The organism is Sphingosinicella sp. (genome assembly GCF_013911755.1).
Lineage (GTDB): Bacteria > Pseudomonadota > Alphaproteobacteria > Sphingomonadales > Sphingomonadaceae > Sphingosinicella.
The window spans coordinates 39,941-58,624 of record NZ_JACESP010000024.1 but is presented as its reverse complement, the minus strand read 5'-3'; the positions used below and the strand labels follow the sequence as shown (position 1 = coordinate 58,624).

Sequence of the window (18,684 nt, the reverse complement as noted above, 5' to 3'; positions counted from 1 at the left end):
GCGACGACGCCGAGCGGATTGAGTTCGGTCATGCCCCAGAGCTGCAGCACCTTGACGCCGTAGGTGCGCGAATAGGCCTCCGCCATCGCGCGCGGCACGGCGGAGCCGCCGATCACCAGGCGCTGGAGCTTGCCCGTCGTTTCCCCCGTGCGCCCGAGATAATCGAGATACATTGTCCAGATCGTCGGCACGCCGCCCGAGAAGGTGACGCCTTCACCCAGGACGAGCTCATGCAGGCTCGCCGGGTCCATGCGGTCGCAGGGCAGCGCGAACGCGCAGCCGTTGAGCGCACCCGCGAAGGGCAGCCCCCAACCGGTCGCGTGGTAGAAGCTGCTGCACGGCATGATGCAATCGAACACATCGAGCCCGAACGCCGAGGGCAAACTCGCCGCCATCGCGTGGAGTACGGTCGAGCGGTGGCTGTAGACGACGCCCTTGGGGTGCCCCGTGGTGCCCGAGGTGTAGCAGAGGAACGCCGCCGTATTCTCGTCGAGGCGCGGCCAGTCGATCGTATCGGGCTGATCCGCGATCAGCGTTTCCCACGATTCTGCACCAACGCTGCCGGGGACCGTGCGCGTCGCATCGCTCAACATCACGAAGCGTGTGAGCTGCGGCAGCATCGGTGCAAGACGTTCGACGAGATCGGCGAAGCTGCGCTCGTAGAACAGGATCGAACTGCCCGCATGTTCGATCGTGTAGGCGATCTGCTCGTCGGTGAGGCGCGGGTTCGCCGTGTGCAGCACCGCGCCGATGCCGGGCGCGGCGAACATCAGCTCCATATGGCGATGCGTGTTCCAGCCGAGCGAGCTGATCCGGTCGCCGGGCGCCACGCCCATGCTGCGCAGCAAATGCGCGCCGCGCGCCGTGCGCGCAGCGAGACCGGCATAATCGTAGCGCCACAGCGGTTCATCGACCAGTCGTGACACGATCGGCCGCTTGCCGTGCGCGGCGGCGGCGTGGCTGAGCAGCCCGCTGATGAGCAGCGGGCTCGCCTGCATCAACCCCAGCATTGTTCCCCTTACCAGTCAGCCGGCTTTTCGATGTGATCGGCAGCACCCTGCGCCGCAGCAAGACCGTACATGAATTTCGCGTCGACAACAGCGGCGATGCTGCCATCGGCATTGTAGCCCATCAGCGGCCCGTTCACGACCGCGAACATGACCATGCCGTCGTCGTCGGTATTCGGGATGTGGTTGATGCCGCCCATCTCGCGGACGTAATCGCCGGCCCGGCCGCGATCGTCGCCATAGCCGAAACCGCCTTCGAGAAGGATGCCCTCGACCGAACCGACGTGGCCGTGAACGGGCGCGGTGTTGTTCGGCCCAACCTTCAGGAGCATCGTGAAGCCGCCGGTGAAGGGGTTGATGTTGAGCAGCTTGAACCATGTCTCCGGCATCACCCAGTCATGCCAGGGCAGGTCCTTCAGATTGTAGAACGCCGGCGTGTGGCGCTTCGTCTCTTCGATGTCGGGCGCATCCTCGCGCGTCAGCAGGACCATGATCAAACCTCCCTCATTTTGAACAATGCACATTATTGTGGGCCGAAGCGCCGGGCTGCGGAATGGCGGGAAACACCTAGGTGCTTAGGTATTTCCCGCTATTGGAATGACCGGCCGCCCCTCTAGCCTTTCGTGCAGCATCATGAGGTCTGCGCGCAGGCCGTTGGGGAGAGGTTCAGACATCATGCGCCTTCAGGGCAAAGTCGCCATCGTGACCGGGGCGGCGTCCGGCATCGGGCGCGCGACCGCCGTCGCCTTCGCACGCGAAGGCGCGCGGGTCGGCGTCACCGACATCAATCTCACGGGCGCCGAGGCGACCGCGGCCACGATCGGCGAGGCGGCGCTCGCGCTTCGGCTCGACGTGACGGACGAAGCGGCGTGGGCGCAGGCGACCGCCGCCACGATCAAGCGCTTCGGCAAGCTCGACAGCCTCGCGAACGTGGCGGGCATCGGCTTTCCCGGCACGATCATGGACCTGACGATCGACCACTGGAACAAGATGATCGCGGTGAACCTGACCGGCGTAATGCTGGGGTGCCAAGCGGCGATCCGGGCGATCTCGGAGACGGGCGGTTCCGGCGCGATCGTCAACGTCTCGTCGCTCGCGGGGCTGGTCGGCATTTCGGACGTCGCGGGGTACTGCGCTTCGAAGGGCGGAGTGACCACGCTCTCGAAATCGGTCGCGCTTTACTGCGCGGAACGAAGGCTGCCGATACGGTGCGTGTCGGTGCATCCGACGTATGTGGACAGCGAGATGCTGGATCCGATCGCCGACGCAATCGGAGACCGCGCGGCGATGGTGGCGGCGATGGCGAGCCTTGTGCCGATGGGCCGGATCGCGAAACCCGAGGACATTGCAAACGCCATTCTCTTCGCGGTTTCCGACGAAGCCGCCATGCTGAGCGGGTCGCCGCTGATCATCGACGGGGCGCAACTCGCCGGCCCCTCCAGCGCGCATACGAAAGGCTGAACATCATGGGACGTGTTTCAACCAAGGTCATCATCGTCACCGGCGCGGCGGCGGGCCTCGGCGCGGCGATCGCAGAGCGTCTGACGGAAGAAGGCGCCACCGTGATCCGCACCGACATCGCGGACGGAGAGGGCATCATCCGGCAGGACGTCGCCGACGAAGCGGGCTGGAAGGCGCTGATCACCGAGACGATGGCGAAACACGGCCGCATCGACGGGCTCGTCAACAATGCGGGCATCTCGTCGAGCAAGAGCCCGATGGACCCGGAAGGCGCCGAGCTTGAAGACTGGCGCCGCATCAACACGGTGAACGTGGAAAGCGTGTTCCTGGGGTGCAAATACGCGATGCCCGCCATCGCGAAGGGCGGCGGCGGCGCGATTGTCAACATGTCGTCGATCGGTGCGCTCGTCCCCACGCCGTTCATCGCGGCCTACGGCGCATCGAAGGCGGCGGTGGCGCAGTTCACGCGCTCGCTCGCGCTGCACTGCTGCGAAAAGAACTACGCGATCCGCTGCAACAGCGTTCACCCGGGTCAGGTGCGAACGCCGATGCACGACGTGCTGATCGCGCGCACCGCCGCCGAACACGGCATCAGCGCGGAGGATGCCGCGCAGGCCTTTCTCACCAAGGTGCCGATGAAGACGTGGCAGGAGGCCGTGGATATCGCGAACGCCGTGCTGTTCCTGGTGTCGGACGAGGCGCGCTTCATCACCGGCACCGCCGTCATCGTCGACGGCGGCATGAGCCTGACCAATTAGGAGAACTGCCGTGAGAACTCTCGACTTCGGCCAGCCGATGGGCGGCATCATGCAGATCGCCTACATCGTGCCCGACATCACCGCCGCGATGAAACACTACATGCCGCGCCTCAACTGCGGCCCGTGGTTCGTGATCGAACATTTCCCCCTGCTCGACGCGCAGTATCGCGGCGCGCCAACCGAACTCGACATCACGCTCGCGATCGGCTTTTCGGGTTCGATGAGCTTCGAGCTCATTCAGCAGAACAATTGGGAGACGCCTTCGGTCTACACCGAAGTGCAGCAGAAGCGCGGCTGGGGCTTCCACCACTTCGCGGTCTCGTGCGCGGATTTCGACGCGGACGTTGCGAAATACAAGGCGCTTGGCCACGAGATGGCGCTGTACGGCGTCGCGGGCGTCGGCGCGCGCGCGGCCTATATGGATACGTCGGACGTGCTGCCGGGCATGATCGAGCTCATCGAGATGACCGACCAGACCGAGGCCTTCTTCACGATGATGAAGACCGCGTCGGAAAACTGGGACGGCAGCGACCCGATCCGCGTGTTGCAGCCCCCGGCCGAATAAGGGCACATTGAACCCATGACAGACAAGGTTGGTCTCGACGCCATTGAGATGGCGAGCCGGGACGAGATATCGGCGCTGCAGCTTGAGCGTCTGCGCGGGAGCCTTGCCCATGCGTATGCGGGGAACCCCGCGTACCGCGCGAAGTTCGACGCGGCGGGTGTGCATCCTGACGACCTGAAATCGCTCGGCGACCTCGCGAAGTTCCCGTTCACGACGAAGGCGGATTTGCGCGACGCGTACCCGTTCGGCTTCTTCGCAGTGCCGCAGGAGAAGCTCTCCCGCATCCACGCCTCTTCGGGGACGACGGGGAAGGCCACTGTGGTGGGCTACACGAAAGCCGACATCGCGACATGGTCGGGGCTCGTCGCGCGGTCGATCCACGCGGCGGGCGGACGCCCGGGGATGAAGGTGCACGTCGCCTATGGCTACGGCCTGTTCACCGGCGGTCTCGGCGCGCACTACGGCGCGGAGGCGCTGGGCTGTACGGTGATCCCGATGTCGGGCGGGCAGACCGAGAAGCAGGTGCAGCTGATCACGGACTTTGCGCCGGAAATCATCATGGTGACGCCGAGCTACATGCTGGCGATCCTCGACGAGTTCCGGCGGCAGGGCATCGACCCGGCGAAGTGTTCGCTGAAGACGGGCATCTTCGGCGCCGAGCCGTGGACCGAGGCGATGCGCGCCGAGATCGAGAGCGCGTTCGCGATCGATGCCGTCGACATCTACGGCCTCTCCGAGGTGATGGGCCCCGGCGTGGCGCAGGAGTGCGTGGAGACCAAGGACGGTCTCACGATCTGGGAGGATCATTTCTACCCTGAGGTGATCGACCCCGAAACGGGGGCGGTGCTTCCCGACGGCGAAGAGGGCGAGCTCGTGTTCACCTCGCTCACCAAGGAGGCGATGCCGATCGTGCGCTACCGCACGCGCGACCTCACCCGGCTTCTGCCCGGCACGGCGCGATCCATGCGCCGCATGGCGAAGATCACGGGCCGCAGCGACGACATGATGATCATCCGGGGCGTCAACGTGTTCCCAAGCCAGATCGAAGAGCACATCCTTTCCGTCCCCGCACTGGCGCCGCACTTCCTGATCGAGCTGACCCGCCCGGACCGGATGGACATGGTGCGCCTCTCGGTCGAGGCGCGCGAGGACACCGACCAGAACACCCACGCCGAGCACGCCTACACGCTCGCCCACCGCATCAAGACCATGGTCGGCATCAGCGTGAAGATCGACGTTCAGCCTGCGGGGTCGCTCCCGCGGTCACAGGGTAAAGCAGCACGGGTGGTCGACAAGCGGTCGCGTTAAGGTCGCGTGCAGTTACAGAAGTCTCTTCAAAGTCTGCCGTGCGGATCACAACATCGGGACGTGCCATTGGGTTTCGGGAGAGTTGCGGGTAGGATATCCCTATGGCGAAGCTCGTCTATGCCCTGAACCAATCGCTAAACGGCTATGTCGACCACACGGCGTTTGCGCCCGATCCTGTGCTTTTCCGTCATTTCATCGACGACGTTCGTGGACTGGCCGCCACGGTCTACGGTCGCCGCATGTACGAGACGATGCGGTACTGGGACGAAGACCATTCCGATTGGGATGACGCACGGCGAGACTATGCGGCGGCGTGGCGTAGCCTGCCGAAGTGGGTGGTGTCGCGCACATTGAACTCTGTCGGTCCGAACGCCATGCTTGTCGACAATGACGTAGAGACGACGATCCGTGCGCTGAAAGATCGGTTTGACGGAGAGATCGAAGTCGCCGGGCCGGAACTGGCCGCGAGCCTGACCGAACTGCGTCTTATCGACGAATATCGCGTTTACGTTCATCCCGTCGTGATCGGCGAGGGAAAAACGTTCTTTGCCGGATCGCGGCCGTCGCTGCGGCTCTTGGCGCACGACCGTATCAGCGAGCAGGTGGTCAGGCTGACGTACGCTCCGGCATAGCCACGGCGTTGTCATACGGGCGGAAATTCACCAGACGAACCCGTTGCGGGCACCGCGCGCACCGCCTAGACACGAACGCTCTGTTATTCCCGAACGAAAGGCACGTGAGTGGCCCGGACACAGGCGGCGGATTATGACGAGCGGCGGATGGCCGTGCTCGACAAGGCTGCCGAGCTTTATGCGCATTCGGGGTTTCACGGCTGCTCGATCGCCGACCTTGCCGCCGCGTGTGGCATGTCGAAGTCGCTGCTGTATCATTATTTCGCGTCCAAAGAGGACATCCTGTTCGAGATCATGGACGGGCACATCGGCGCGCTTGCTGAGGTGGCGGACGCGTATCGGGGCGAGGCCGATCCCGTCGCTCGGTTCGGCAAGCTGACGCACGGCTTCCTTGAGCTTTATGCCGACGCTTCGGCGCGGCACCGCGTGCTGGTGAACGATCTCGACAAGCTGCCCGAAGAGCGGCGGCGGCATATCGTGGATACCGAGCGGATGCTGGTCGACCTTGTCGCGCACACGATCGGCGAGATCGCGCCCGCGCTTTCGAAGCAGGACGCCCGCGTGCGCGCCATGCTCTATTTCGGCATGATCAACTGGTCGCACACGTGGTTCCGCCCCACGGGCCGCTTCACTGTGGAGGCGCTGGCCGGGACGGTGATCGACCAGATGCTGGACGGGCTTCGCTGACAGGAGCGCCCCTGTCATCAGAGCTAATGACAGACGCTTGCCTGCGCTTCCGCTAAACTTCTCCTCAAGGTCCGCGAATGCGGCATGACATTTGAGGAGGTTTACCTGTGGCAAAACCATTCGCGTCGTCGGCGGACACCGCCGAGAAGACGGAGACGCTGGAGATCCTGGCGGACGGCGTTTACGCGCTGACCGCCGAGGGCGACCCGAATGTGGGCGCGTTCGAAGGCGAGGATTTCGTTGTCGCCATCGAGGCGCGGGCGACGCCGGTCGCCGCGCGCGACTGGCTGGCGAAGCTGCGCGAGCACACCGACAAGCCGGTGAAATACCTGATCCTGACGCACTATCACGCCGTGCGCGTTCTGGGCGCGAGCGCGTTCGAGGCGGAGCACATCATCGCGAGCGAAATGACGCGGAAGCTGATCGAGGAACGCGGCATGGAGGACTGGGCGAGCGAGTTCGGCCGGATGCCGCGCCTGTTCAAGGAGCCGGATTCGGTGCCGGGGCTCACCTGGCCGACGCAGACCTTCACCGATACGTTCAGCATCGAGCTTGGCGGAAATCGCGGCAAGCTCGATCTCGCCTTCTGCGGGCGCGGGCACACGGCGGGCGACATCGTGGTGTGGCATGAGAAATCGAAAACGCTGTTCGCGGGCGATCTCGTGGAGGCGGAAGCCGCTCTCTACACGGGCGATGCCTTCCACATGGACTGGGCGGCGGACACGCTCGACAAGGTGAAGGCGTACCGCGCGGAGAACCTTGTGGGCGGACGCGGGCGCGTGCCGCGGGGCCTCACCGAAACCGATGCCGCGATCGAGCAGACGCGCGAGTTCCTGAAGACCATGATCGAAAAGGTCGGCACCGTGCACCGCGCGGGCGGCACGCTGAAGCAGGCGTTCGAGGCGACGCACGAGGCGCTGTTCCCGAAATTCGGCCGCTGGCCGATCTTCGAGCACTGCCTGCCCTTCGACGTGCAACGGCTGTGGGACGAATTCGAGGGTATCGACTGGCCGCGCATCTGGACGATGGAGCGCGACCGCGAGGTTTGGGCTGAACTTCAGGACTGACACCATGACGACAGCAATTCCGGTCCACCGCCCCATCGGCGCTTCGCCGGTGGGGACGGATGGCGCACATCTTGAAACATTGATCGTCGGCGCAGGCCCGGTGGGGCTTTCGATGGCGCTCGACCTCGCGCGGCGGGGGCGCAAGGTGACGGTGCTGAGCCGGCTGGACTTCATCGCCGCCGGCTCCAAGGGCATCTGCTATTCGAAGCGCAGCCTCGACATCTGGGACCGGCTCGGCGTCGGGCAGGCGATGGTGGACCGGGGCGTCGTGTGGAACCTCGGCAAGGTATTCTGGGGCGAGAACACCACGCCGATCTATGAATTCGACCTGCTGCCGGTGAAGGACCAGCGGCGGCCGGCATTCATCAACCTGCAGCAGTATCATGTGGAAGCGATCCTGGTGGATGCGCTTGCCGCCTATCCCAACGTCGACATCCGCTGGGGGCACGAGGTGACCGGGCTCGATGTGCGCGCTGACGGCGTCAGCGTCACCGTGGAGACGCCGGACGGGCGCTATACGCTCAACACGGATTGGCTGATCGCGTGCGACGGCAACAAGTCCACCGTGCGTGGGCTGATGGGCCTCGATTTCGAAGGGCGCGTGTTCGAGGACAATTTCCTCATCGCCGACATCAAAATGAAGGGCGAGCACCCGGCCGAGCGCTGGTTCTGGTTCGATCCGCCCTTCAATCCCGGCCAGTCCGCGCTGATGCACAAGCAGCCCGACGACGTGTGGCGGCTCGATTTCCAGCTCGGCTGGAACATCGACCGCGAGGCGGCGATGCGCCCCGAGAATGTCGAGCCGCTGGTGCGCGCAATGCTGGGCGACCAGATCGAATTCGAGCGCGAGTGGTACAGCGTCTACACCTTCCAGTGCCGCCGGATGCAGCGCTTCGTGCACGGGCGCGTGCTCTTCGCTGGAGACAGCGCACACCTGGTGTCGCCATTCGGCGCGCGCGGGGCGAACGGGGGCCTCGCCGACATCGACAACCTCGGCTGGAAGCTGGAGCGGGTGCTGGAGGGCAAGGCGCCCGAGAGCTTCCTTGAAAGCTACAACCACGAGGCGATCACGACCGCGGACGAGAATATCCTGAATTCGACGCGCTCGACCGATTTCCTGACGCCGAAATCGACTGCGAGCGCGGCCTATCGCGACGCGGTGCTGAGCCTTGCGGGCGAGTATCCGTTCGCACGGCCGTTCGTGAACAGCGGGCGGCTTTCGACGGCGGTGTCCTATCCGGCGAGCCCGCTTTCGACGCCCGACGAGGATGGGGATTGGGACGGTGTCGCGCCGGGATCGCCCGCGCTCGATGCGCCCATCGGAGAGGACTGGCTGCTCGGCAGGCTCGGCGGCGGCTTCCGGCTGATCGCGAACGGCTGGCAGGGCGAGGCGCCCGTGCCGGTGATCGACGTGACGGGCGAGGCGCTGATCGTGGACCGCTATGACCTTGCGCCCGGCAGCGCCTGCCTGATCCGGCCCGACCAGTATGTCACGGCGCGCTGGCGCAAGCCCACGCCGCAGAAGATCAGCGCCGCGATCGCGCGCGCCGAAGGAGCCGCCGCATGAGCCTTGAAACGAAGCCGAACGTCGCGCGGCCCGACGACATCTACGAGGCGCTGATCGCCGCGCAGGCGGGCATGAGCGAGGCGGAAAGCCTGCGCTTTTCGGCGCGGCTCATCCTGCTGCTCATCAATCAGATCGGCAATGACGCGCTGGTGAAGGACGCGATCAGAGCGGCTCGGGCTCAGGCTCAGGCAGCGGGATCGGGTCGGCGAGCGTAACCGTATCGAGGACGCGCGCCGTCTCGTCGCGCACCATCACCATCAGGCGGTGCAGGCGGCATTCCGTTTCGGTGACGCAGTTCTCGCAGGGCTTGTAGTCGAAACGGCTGGCGCAGGGCACGAGCGCGAGCGAACCGCGCGTCAGCCGCACGATATCGCCGTAGCGCACGTCCACCGGCGGCACCGCGAGCCAGTAGCCGCCATCTGGCCCCCGCTTGGTGCCGACGATGCCGAGCCGGGCGAACTCCGACAGGATCACGGTCAGGAACTTTTTCGGGATGTTCTGCGCCTCGGCGATGTCGAAAAGACGGATCGGCCCCTCGCCGTAATGGTCAGCAAGGTGCTGGAGCGCGCGAATTGTATACCGCGTCCGTTGAGAAAGCATATTCCTCCTATGACGGCGCAATGCGGCAATGCAAGGGCAGACGAGAATTGACATGCGCTTGCTGCGTGCGTCTTGTTGCCGCCCATGCGTATCCTGTTGATCGAAGACGATGAACGCGTCGCCGCCTATGTGGTGAAGGGCCTCGGCGAAGCGGGCCACATCGCCGAACATATCGCCGACGGGCGCGAGGGGCTCTACCGCGTGGCGGGCGAAGCCTATGACGTTGTCATCCTCGACCGGATGCTGCCCGGCGTCGACGGGCTCACCATCCTGCAGACGATGCGCGCGGCGGGAAACCGCACGCCGGTGATCATCCTCTCCGCGCTCGGCGAGGTGGACGAGCGCGTGCGGGGGCTTCGCGCCGGATCGGACGATTATCTGACGAAACCGTTCGCGATGTCGGAACTGCTCGCGCGGATCGATGCGCTCGGGCGGCGGCCCGCCGCGGCGCCTTCGAAATCGACGCTTGTCGTCGCCGACCTTGAAATCGATCTTCTCGCGCGCACCGTGGCGCGCGGCGGCAGGCGCATCCCGCTCAGCACGCTCGAGTTCCGCCTGCTCGAATACATGGCGCGGCACGCCGGGCACGTGCTGACCCGCACCATGATCCTGGAGGCCGTGTGGGATTATAATTTCGACCCGCAGACCAACATCGTCGACCAGCATGTGAGCCACCTGCGCCAGAAGATCGACAAGGGCTTCGACGTGCCGCTGATCGAAACCGTGCGCGGCGCTGGTTACAGCCTGCGGCGGCCCCAGTGATACAGCACCCGGCCCTTCGCTTCACGCGCGGCATGACGTTCCGCCTCGCGCTCGCCTACAGCGCGTGGTTCGTGGTGTCCTACGCGGCAATGGGGGCGATCGCGTGGCGGATATTCGTGACCGCGCCGCTTGCCGAGGTGCGGGCGACCGTTCTTGCCGAGGTGCGCACGCTCTCCGCTCTCCACGAAAAGCATGGCGACGATGCGCTGGTCGATGCGCTCGACGTCCGCCGGGAGAGCCCCTCCAGACGGCGGGCCTTTCATGCCCTCGTCGCGCCCGACGGCGAATGGATCACGGCCAACATGCCCGCGCCGCCACCGCTCGTCCAAAGCCCGTGGTTCCGCTTCGAGTTCGAAACCTTCGACGGCGGCGTCGCGCGGGAAAACGAGGCCTACACCTATGAGCAGCGCTTCCCCGACGGCACCCGCCTGCTGATCGCGCGCGACACCGAGGATGTCGATGAGCGCGAGGAGCTGATCGGGCAGGCGATCGGCTGGGGCACCGCCGTAGCGCTGGCGCTGGGGCTCATCGGCGGCGTGCTGACGAGCCGCGCGGTCGGCCGCCGCATCGATGCCATCGCCGGAACGGCGGAGCGCGTGATGGCGGGCGACCTCACCGGACGCGTGGCGCTTCGCGGCACCGGCGACGACTTCGATCACCTCGCCGAAACGCTGAACGCGATGCTGGATCGGATCGAGAACCTGATCCAGTCCGTGGCGCGCGTTTCCGACAGTATCGCGCACGAACTCCGCACGCCGCTTGCACGCATCCGCGCGGATCTGGAGGAGCTGGACAGCGCGGACGATGCCGCGACCCGGGAAACGCTGATCGCGCAGGCGAACGAAAGCGCCGCACGCCTGCAAGCGACGTTCGATGCGCTGCTGCGCATCGCGCGCATCGAGGCCGGGCGTCACACGCTTGCGGCGGAGAGCGTCAACCTTTCGGCGCTCGTCAGCGACGCCGCCGAACTTTATGCCCCCGCCACCGAAGTGGGTGCGTTGCACCTCGCCACCGACATCGCGCCAGGCATCCGCGCGCGCGGCGACCGCGACCTTCTGTTCCAGGCGGTGACGAACCTGATCGACAACGCCGTGAAATACACGCCGCCGGGCGGCACCGTGCGCGTCGCTCTGGCCCGCGAGACAGCGAGCGCGCGGATCGACGTGACGGACGACGGACCGGGCGTCGACGCCGCCGACCTGCCGCGCATCACCGAGCGCTTCTTTCGCGCGCCCGCGCAGGCCGCCGCCGCCGGACAAGGCCTTGGCCTCGCGCTCGTGGAGGCCGTGGCGCGCTGCCACCATGCCGAGCTTGGCTTCCAGAACAGGAGTCCCGGTCTCGCCGCCACACTGCGGCTGCCCATCGCCAACTGAACACGCGCGGCGCCCGCGCCGCCGCAACATGGACATATCCAAATCTTCGGCCAACGCCGCCGCCATCCCCGTCGCGCAGGGGGTCTCCGTAGCTTTCGGAGACCCTTATGCAGAGTGCCGGCACCCTTCGCCGCGTGGAGACCGACACATGGCGTCCGCTGCGCGCGCCCGATGCCCCGGTTCGCCGCAGCACGGTCGCGGTTCAGGCGGCGATCCTCGTTTATGACCTGCGCGCAAGCGGTGTCGTTCGCAATGCGATCAGGATCGCCAGAGCCGCCGCCGCATCGGGGCTTGCCGCCGAACTGTGGGTGGTGCGCCGCAGCGGCGCCTTCGCCGAGGATACGGGCAGCCTGCCCGTGCGCGTGATCGCGGGAGGCCCGCCGCGCCTCTCACGCGCTGCCGACAGTCTCCGGGCGGTGCCGGCGCTCGCCGCGGCGATCCGGCGGCTCCGGCCCGTCGTGCTGTTTTCCTCGGGGAACCACATGCACGCCTTCGCCTGCGCCGCGCACCGCCTGTCCGGCGCTTCCGGGACGCGGCTGGTGGCGCGCGCGAGCAACGCCCTCGCCGCAGCCACGCCGCCGAAGCGCGCCGGTCTGGCGGCGGGGCTGATCCGGCGAAGCGCCGCCGCGCTCGAACGCGCGCAGTACGGCATGATGGACGGCGTGATCGCCGTATCGCGCGAGCTGGGAGACGATCTGCAATCGCAGGGCGTTTCGCCCGAGCGGCTGGCCGTGATCCCGAACGGCGTCGATATCGACGCGATCGTGCGGGAGGCGCAGGCGCCCGTCGATCACCCGTGGTTCGCCGCCGGCGCGCCGCCCGTCGTGATCGCCGTGGGTCGGCTGAGCCCGCAAAAGGATTTCGCCACGCTGATCCGCGCCTTCGCTGCCGCACGGCAAGTGCGCCCGATGCGGCTCGTCATCCTCGGCGACGGCCCCGCCGCGGAACGCGCGCGGCTCAAGACGCTTGCCGGAGCGCTCGGCATCGGCGGCGACCTGTGGCTCGGCGGCTATCAGGCGAACCCGCACGCCTTCGTCGCGCGCGCAGCGCTTTCAGTGCTGTCGTCGCGCTGGGAAGGCGCGAGCAACGTGCTGATTGAAGCGCTTGCCTGCGGCACGCCGGTCGTCGCCACCGCCTGCCCCACCGGTGTGCGCGAGGTGCTGACCGAACGCTGCGGCACCCTGGTGCCCGTGGGGGACGCCGCCGCGATGGCCCGCGCGATGCTGGCGCGCCTCGCAGGCCCGCGCGGCGAAACCGCGTGCCGGTCGCGCGCCGCCGATTTCAGCCTGCGCGCGATGATGGATGGATACGCCGCGTACCTACACGCGGCCGTTCGGGAGACAGTGCAATGAAGCACGAATATTCGAAGCAGTTCTACACGCGCCGCGCCGATCGCGCCGCCCGCTCCGCGCAGGCGCTGGTGCCGCTTGTCGTCGATCTGATCGGCCCATCGTCGGTGGTCGATATCGGCTGCGGCGACGGCATCTGGCTGAACGGATTCCGCGCCGAGGGCGTGGAGACGGCGATCGGCCTTGACGGTCCATGGGTGCCCGCGAAAAGCCTGCGGATCGCCGAAAGCGACTTCGTGCGCTTCGACCTCGGCAGCGCGCCGACACCATTCCGTCCGCCGCTGCCGCAGGCGCGTTTCGACCTTGCCATGTCGTTCGAGGTCGCCGAGCATCTGGATGAAACGCGCGCCGACGCCTTCGCGGACCTGATGGCTTCGCTTTCGGACACGCTGCTGATTTCCGCCGCCGCGCCGCATCAGGGCGGCACCGGCCATGTCAACGAGCGCTGGCCCGAATACTGGGCGGAAAAATTCCGCGCGCGCGGCTACCGGCCGTTCGACTTCCTGCGCTACGCGCTGTGGACCGACGCGCGCATCGCGCCGTGGTATCGCCAGAACCTGATCGGCTATTTCCGCGGCGAGATTCCCGAGGCCGTACAGCGCTTCGGCGAGGCCTCGCTGCGCGGCCTGCTCGAACGGCCACTGCCGCTCTCCCACCCGGGCGTCCATGCCTACAAGCTCGGCAAGCTGCGCGGCTGGCTGACGCGCCCCATCGCCACGGGCCTTGCCGAATATCGCCGCCGGCGCGGCTGAAGGTTCATTCGTGGCGGAGCGCGTCGATAGGGTTGAGCGACGCCGCGCGGCGCGCGGGGAAATAGCCGAACACCACGCCGATTGCCGCCGAGAAGATGAACGCAAGCACGTTGATCTTCGGATCGAAGATGAAGGGCACCTGCATCAGGGGCGCGATCGCGATCGAGGCGAACAGCGCGATGACGAGGCCGATGAGCCCGCCGAGGCACGAGAGCACCACGGCTTCGACGAGGAACTGCATCAGCACCTCGCGCGCCACCGCACCGATCGCGAGGCGGATGCCGATCTCGCGCGTGCGCTCCGTCACCGACACCAGCATGATGTTCATGATACCGATGCCCCCGACGAGCAGCGAGATCGCGGCGACCGCGCCGACGATCTGCGTGAGAATCGTGGTGGTGCCGGTCAGCGTGTCCGAAATCTGCTTGGTATCGAACACGTTGAAGTTGTCGGGATCGCCCGGCTTGATCTTGCGCCGCTCGCGCATCAGGTCTTCGAGCGAGGCCTGCACGGTCTGCGTATCATAGGCATCGTCCACCGCGACCATGATCTGGCCGATCTCGCGGTCGCCCGTGAACCGCCGCTGCACGAACTTGATCGGCATGACGACGACATCGTCCTGATCCTGACCGAAGCCGCCCTGCCCGCGCGTGCCGAGTACGCCGATTACCTGGCAGGAAACGCCCTTGATGCGGAAGCGCTTGCCGAGCGGGTCGGTCTGCCGGAACAGGTTGTTCTTCAGCGTGTTGCCGATGATGCAGACGGGCTTACCCGCCTGCTCCTCTTCCGGCATGAACAGGCGGCCACTGTTCAGCGGCCACTGCTGCGCCTCGAAATAGGAGGCGGAGGTGCCGTTCACGGTCGTGTTCCAGTTGTTGCCTTCGTAGATCGCGGTGCCCGAACTTTGCGCCATCGGCGCGACCGCACGCACGCCGGTGAGCTGGTTCGCGATCGCGGTGACATCCTCGGGTTTGAAGTCCGGCGGGCGCGGCCCGCCGCCGCCACGGCCGAAGCCCTGACCGGGGCGAAGCTGCAGGATGTTCGCGCCGAGGCTTGCGATCTGCTCGCGCACCGCGGCGGTCGCGCCGTTGCCGAGCGTCGTCATGGTGACGACCGCGGCGACGCCGATGATGATGCCGAGCGTGGTGAGGAACGAGCGCAATTTGTGGCGCATGATGGCGCGGAAGGCGAGCGTGATCGTGGTGCCGAGCATCGGTTACACCCCCGCCTTTCCAGTGTTTTCGACGCGTTCGACGAGGCCGTCGCGGAAATGCACGATGGTGCGCGCGTAGGCGGCCATGTCGGGCTCGTGCGTCACCATCAGCACGGTGATGCCGCTGCGGTTCAAATCGGTGAGCAGCTCCATGATCTCGAACGAGCGCTCCGTATCGAGGTTGCCGGTCGGTTCATCGGCGAGCAGCACGTCGGGGCTCGTCACGATCGCGCGTGCGATCGCAACACGCTGCTGCTGGCCGCCCGATAGCTCGGCGGGCGTGTGGTCCCACCACGGCTTGAGCCCCACCTTGTCGAGCGCCGCCATGCCGCGTTCGTAGCGTGTCCGCCGGTCCTCGCCGCGGTAAAGCAGCGGCAGCTCGACGTTTTCGAGCGCGGTGGTACGCGACAGCAGGTTGAAGCCCTGGAACACGAAGCCGAAATAGCGGCGGCGGAGCAGCGCGCGCTGATCGCGGTCCAGCGTTTCGACGTGGTGGCCGCGGAACAGATATTCACCGCTCGTCGGCACATCGAGGCAGCCGAGGATGTTCATCGCCGTCGACTTGCCCGATCCCGACGGGCCCATCACCGCGACGAAATCGCCGCGCGTGATATCGAGATCGATGCTTTTCAGCGCCTGAAAGGCGGTCGCGCCTGTGCCGTAGGTTTTGGTGATCCCGCGCAGGCGAATGATCGGATCATCGGCCATTGCCGGCCTTTTCCGCCGAACGCCGGTTGCCCCGCGCAGGCGGCGCTTCCTGCCCGGCGACGAGCTGGCCGACGATGACCTTCATGCCTTCCTTGATATCGCCGCTCAGGATCGCCGTGTTGGCCCCGTCGCTGTCGCCGACGACGACCTCGACCGATTTGGGCTGGCCGTCCGCGCCGACGACATGAACGGTCTGCGTGCTGCCCGCGCCGAAGCCCACCGACTTCTGCGCATTGCCGCCGCGGCGCGGGCGCATGACCAGCTGGCTGGTGATGCCGCCGCCCTGCGACGCGCCCGCTTGCGTCGCCGGATTGAAGCGCAGCGCAGCATTCGGCACGAGCAGCACGTTTTCCACGCGGCTCGCGACAATGTCCGCCGTCGCGGTCATGCCGGGGCGGAGCGTTTCGTCGCGGTTGTCAACATTGAGCACCGCCGTATAGGCGACGACGGTGTTGGTGCTGGCACCCGAGGACGAGGACGACGAACCGCTGCTGCTCGAACTCGCGTTCGAACCGACGTTCACGCGGGTCACCTTCGCCGGAAACGTGCGGCCAGGAAACGCATCGACACTGAAATTCGCGCTCTGGCCGTCCTTCACCTGGCCGACGTCCGCCTCGTCGACGGAGACCTCGACCTCCATCTGCCGCAGATCCTCGGCAATGGTGAACAGCACCGGCGCGTTGAACGAGGCGGCGACGGTCTGGCCGGGCTCGATATCGCGCGAGAGCACGACGCCGGTGACCGGCGAGACGATGCGCGCCTTGGAAAGATTGGTTTCCGCCGAAGACAGCTGCGCGCGCGCGACGAGAAGCTGGGCTTCCGCCGAGCGCAGACTCGCGATGGACTGACTGTAACTCGCCCGCGCGCTGTCCAGCTCTGTCTTCGAGGGCACACGGCCGCCCGACAGGCGGGAGACCTCTTCCTGCCGATCGAGCGTCGCTTTCGAAAGCGAGACGCTCGCCTTCGCCTGCGCGATGCCGGCTTCGGCGGACGCGACCTGCGCGCGCGCCTGCGCCACCGCGTCCTGAAGCCGCGAGGGATCGAGTTCGGCAAGCTGCTGGCCGCGCGTGACGCGGTCGTTCACGTCGACGAACACCTTGGTGATGAGACCCGACTGTTCGGAACCGACATCGACCTGGTTGATCGGCTTCAGGTTTCCCGTCGCCGCGACGGTGACGGTGAGGTCGCCGCGCTCGACAGGCCGCGTGTCGTATTGCGGCGTGTCGTCGGAGAGGAAGTTGCGGATGACGAGGACAAGAACGACCAGCGCCACGGCCACGCCCGCGTAGATCGCCCATTTGCGCCACGGCTTTTCCGGCTGTGCGCCCAGGAAGTCATCGAGTGACTGGGTGTTCGTGTCGTTCATTCGGGCTGCCATCCGTCGATCGTGTTCATTGTCTGCCATCCGCCCCCGAGCGCGCTGTAAAGCTGCGCCGCCGCGAACACCTCGTCCGCGTCCGCATCGGCAAGACCCTGCCGCGCCGACAGCAGCGACTGTTCGGCGCTGAGCAGCGTCCGGAAATCGGTGAGACCCGCCTGATACTGGCTGCGCGCCAGAATGGCGCTGTTGTTCGCCGCGTCATACGCGTCGGCGAACTGCACTTGCCGCTCCCGCGCGGCGCGGAGCGCAACGAGCGCGTTCTCCACGTCTTCAAGCGCGCCGAGCACCGAGCCCTTGTAGGCCGCGAACGCGCCTTCCGCCGCCGCTTCCTGCGCGCGGACACGCGAAGCCGTGGCGCCGCCGTCGAAGATGAGCTGGCCGATCGAGGCGAACAGGCCGCCCGTGATGACATCGCCGAGACCGCCAAGCGAGAGCGCGCTGGTGCCCACGTCGCCGCTGATGCGAAGCGACGGGTAAAGCGCGGACTCCGCGACGCCGATGCGCGCCGTGGCGGCCGCGAGCGCGCGCTCCGCCTGCCGCACATCGGGCCGCTGACGGAGCGTATTGGCGGGGATGCCCACGGTGATCGTATCGGGCGCATCCGGGATCGGCGCGGCGGTTTCAAGTGCGCGCGTCGCCTCGCCGGGCGCATCGCCCGTCAGGACCGCGATGCGGTTGAGCGCGCCTGCGAGGCTCTGTTCGATCGACGGGATCGAGGCGCGGTTCTGCGCAAGCTGGGCGCGCGCCTGTTCCTCGTCGAGCGACGAGACAAGACCCGCCTGCACGCGCCAGCGCGCGATATCGTAGTTGTCCTCGACCGTTTTCAGCGTGTCGCGCGCGATGCGCAGCCGTTCCTGCGCCAGGCGCGCGGTGACATAGTTGCGCACCGTTTCCGCGACGATCGCCGCGCGCACGTTCGCAAGGCTGTAGCCGGCGGATTGAAGATCGGCGCGCGAGGCTTCCACCGAACGGCGGGTGCCGCCGAAGAGGTCGATCTCCCACGACGCATCGGCGCCAAGCGAATAGCTGCTGTTGTCGGACGAGCCTTCGCGGAAATTGCGCCCGCCCCTGCCCGATGCGCTGACCGATGGCAGGAAATCGGCCTGCGCCTGCCGAAGCGATTCGCGCGCCTGCCGCAGCCGCGATGCCGCCTGCGCGATATCGAGGTTGCTTTCGACGGCGCGCGCGACGAGCCCATCGAGCACCGGATCATTGTAGACGCGCCACCATTCGGCAAGCGCGGCATCGCCCTCCGGCGCGGCACTGCCGTCGCTCCATGCGGCGGGCACGCCGAGCGCTGTTGGGACGGGCGCCCGGTAGTCCGGCCCGGCCGCGCACGCGGCGAGCGCCAGCCCGGAAAGGAGGGGAAACAGCTTCTTCACGCGCACCTTTTCGATATTCGGCGGCAACGGAGCATCGCCACAGACGCCATACGTGCGACGTACAGCGTATTCCCTGCAGCCCACATGAATATATTGAAGAAATCTCTGGAAA

The 18,684-nt window shown here is 66.7% G+C and carries 20 protein-coding genes; 13 read left to right on the top strand and 7 right to left on the bottom strand.

Translation table 11 applies throughout. The features are described 5' to 3' along the window. Both H2052_RS15060 and H2052_RS15055 read right to left on the bottom strand, forming a co-directional pair. Positions 1-1,010, bottom strand: a 1,010-nt coding sequence (locus H2052_RS15060) for an AMP-binding protein (RefSeq protein ID WP_293783351.1), incomplete at its 3' end; no start/stop codon positions are given. A gap of 8 nt (positions 1,011-1,018) precedes the next feature. Continuing rightward, entirely contained in the window at positions 1,019-1,498 is a 480-nt protein-coding gene (locus tag H2052_RS15055; protein ID WP_293783348.1) for a 2,4'-dihydroxyacetophenone dioxygenase family protein, read from the bottom strand. Positions 1,499-1,682: 184 nt separating this feature from the next. Here H2052_RS15055 and H2052_RS15050 point away from each other — a divergent pair, with 184 nt between their 5' ends. The 9 genes from H2052_RS15050 (at position 1,683) to H2052_RS15010 (ending at position 9,267) form a co-directional block, all read left to right on the top strand. Then, positions 1,683-2,468 (top strand): SDR family oxidoreductase, encoded by a 786-nt coding sequence (locus H2052_RS15050; protein WP_293783346.1) that lies wholly within the window; start codon positions 1,683-1,685, stop codon positions 2,466-2,468. 5 nt (positions 2,469-2,473) lie between these two features. Beyond that, positions 2,474-3,226, top strand: coding sequence for an SDR family oxidoreductase (locus tag H2052_RS15045; protein ID WP_293783343.1), 753 nt, complete (start codon positions 2,474-2,476; stop codon positions 3,224-3,226). Between the two features lie 10 nt (positions 3,227-3,236). Continuing rightward, positions 3,237-3,791 carry a VOC family protein gene (locus H2052_RS15040; protein ID WP_243445542.1) on the top strand — a complete coding sequence of 185 codons (555 nt, stop codon included), beginning with the start codon at positions 3,237-3,239 and terminating at the stop codon, positions 3,789-3,791. 15 nt (positions 3,792-3,806) lie between these two features. Beyond that, complete coding sequence (gene paaK, locus H2052_RS15035; protein WP_293783338.1) at positions 3,807-5,099, top strand: phenylacetate--CoA ligase PaaK; 1,293 nt, start codon at positions 3,807-3,809, stop codon at positions 5,097-5,099. 101 nt (positions 5,100-5,200) lie between these two features. Continuing rightward, a complete protein-coding gene (locus tag H2052_RS15030; protein ID WP_293783335.1) occupies positions 5,201-5,731 on the top strand; it encodes a dihydrofolate reductase family protein in 531 nt (176 codons plus the stop codon). A 108-nt stretch (positions 5,732-5,839) separates the two neighbouring features. Then, positions 5,840-6,418: a TetR/AcrR family transcriptional regulator gene (locus H2052_RS15025; protein ID WP_293783333.1), complete on the top strand. Its 579-nt coding sequence runs from the start codon at positions 5,840-5,842 to the stop codon at positions 6,416-6,418. Between the two features lie 107 nt (positions 6,419-6,525). Further along, positions 6,526-7,485 carry an MBL fold metallo-hydrolase gene (locus H2052_RS15020; RefSeq protein WP_293783331.1) on the top strand — a complete coding sequence of 320 codons (960 nt, stop codon included), beginning with the start codon at positions 6,526-6,528 and terminating at the stop codon, positions 7,483-7,485. A gap of 4 nt (positions 7,486-7,489) precedes the next feature. After that, entirely contained in the window at positions 7,490-9,052 is a 1,563-nt protein-coding gene (locus H2052_RS15015) for an FAD-dependent oxidoreductase (protein ID WP_293783329.1), read from the top strand. Next, a complete protein-coding gene (locus tag H2052_RS15010; protein ID WP_293783327.1) occupies positions 9,049-9,267 on the top strand; it encodes a DUF2783 domain-containing protein in 219 nt (72 codons plus the stop codon). Before H2052_RS15015 ends, H2052_RS15010 begins: the two co-directional genes overlap by 4 nt. Here the strand turns inward: H2052_RS15010 and H2052_RS15005 are convergent. Then, positions 9,215-9,652 (bottom strand): Rrf2 family transcriptional regulator, encoded by a 438-nt coding sequence (locus tag H2052_RS15005; protein ID WP_293783325.1) that lies wholly within the window; start codon positions 9,650-9,652, stop codon positions 9,215-9,217. The two genes, H2052_RS15010 and H2052_RS15005, sit on opposite strands and share 53 nt — an antisense overlap. An 84-nt stretch (positions 9,653-9,736) precedes the next feature. Here H2052_RS15005 and H2052_RS15000 point away from each other — a divergent pair, with 84 nt between their 5' ends. The 4 genes from H2052_RS15000 (at position 9,737) to H2052_RS14985 (ending at position 13,888) form a co-directional block, all read left to right on the top strand. After that, the gene (locus H2052_RS15000; RefSeq protein ID WP_293783322.1) at positions 9,737-10,414 is read left to right on the top strand and encodes a response regulator transcription factor; all 678 of its coding nucleotides are present in this window, start codon (positions 9,737-9,739) and stop codon (positions 10,412-10,414) included. After that, positions 10,411-11,787 (top strand): ATP-binding protein, encoded by a 1,377-nt coding sequence (locus tag H2052_RS14995; RefSeq protein ID WP_293783319.1) that lies wholly within the window; start codon positions 10,411-10,413, stop codon positions 11,785-11,787. Before H2052_RS15000 ends, H2052_RS14995 begins: the two co-directional genes overlap by 4 nt. Before the next feature lie 107 nt (positions 11,788-11,894). Then, positions 11,895-13,139, top strand: coding sequence for a glycosyltransferase (locus H2052_RS14990; RefSeq protein WP_293783316.1), 1,245 nt, complete (start codon positions 11,895-11,897; stop codon positions 13,137-13,139). Further along, positions 13,136-13,888, top strand: a complete 753-nt coding sequence (locus tag H2052_RS14985) for a methyltransferase domain-containing protein (protein WP_293783313.1) — start codon at positions 13,136-13,138, stop codon at positions 13,886-13,888. Before H2052_RS14990 ends, H2052_RS14985 begins: the two co-directional genes overlap by 4 nt. A 4-nt stretch (positions 13,889-13,892) precedes the next feature. Here H2052_RS14985 and H2052_RS14980 read toward each other — a convergent pair whose 3' ends face one another. From H2052_RS14980 to H2052_RS14965, 4 genes are read right to left on the bottom strand one after another with little or no spacing between them, the layout of a single operon-like run. Next, positions 13,893-15,101, bottom strand: coding sequence for an ABC transporter permease (locus tag H2052_RS14980; protein WP_293783311.1), 1,209 nt, complete (start codon positions 15,099-15,101; stop codon positions 13,893-13,895). A gap of 3 nt (positions 15,102-15,104) precedes the next feature. After that, positions 15,105-15,809: an ABC transporter ATP-binding protein gene (locus H2052_RS14975; protein WP_293783309.1), complete on the bottom strand. Its 705-nt coding sequence runs from the start codon at positions 15,807-15,809 to the stop codon at positions 15,105-15,107. After that, complete coding sequence (locus tag H2052_RS14970) at positions 15,799-17,175, bottom strand: efflux RND transporter periplasmic adaptor subunit (RefSeq protein WP_293783307.1); 1,377 nt, start codon at positions 17,173-17,175, stop codon at positions 15,799-15,801. Before H2052_RS14970 ends, H2052_RS14975 begins: the two co-directional genes overlap by 11 nt. Beyond that, complete coding sequence (locus tag H2052_RS14965; RefSeq protein ID WP_293783360.1) at positions 17,172-18,578, bottom strand: efflux transporter outer membrane subunit; 1,407 nt, start codon at positions 18,576-18,578, stop codon at positions 17,172-17,174. Before H2052_RS14965 ends, H2052_RS14970 begins: the two co-directional genes overlap by 4 nt. Between the last annotated feature and the right edge of the window lie 106 nt (positions 18,579-18,684).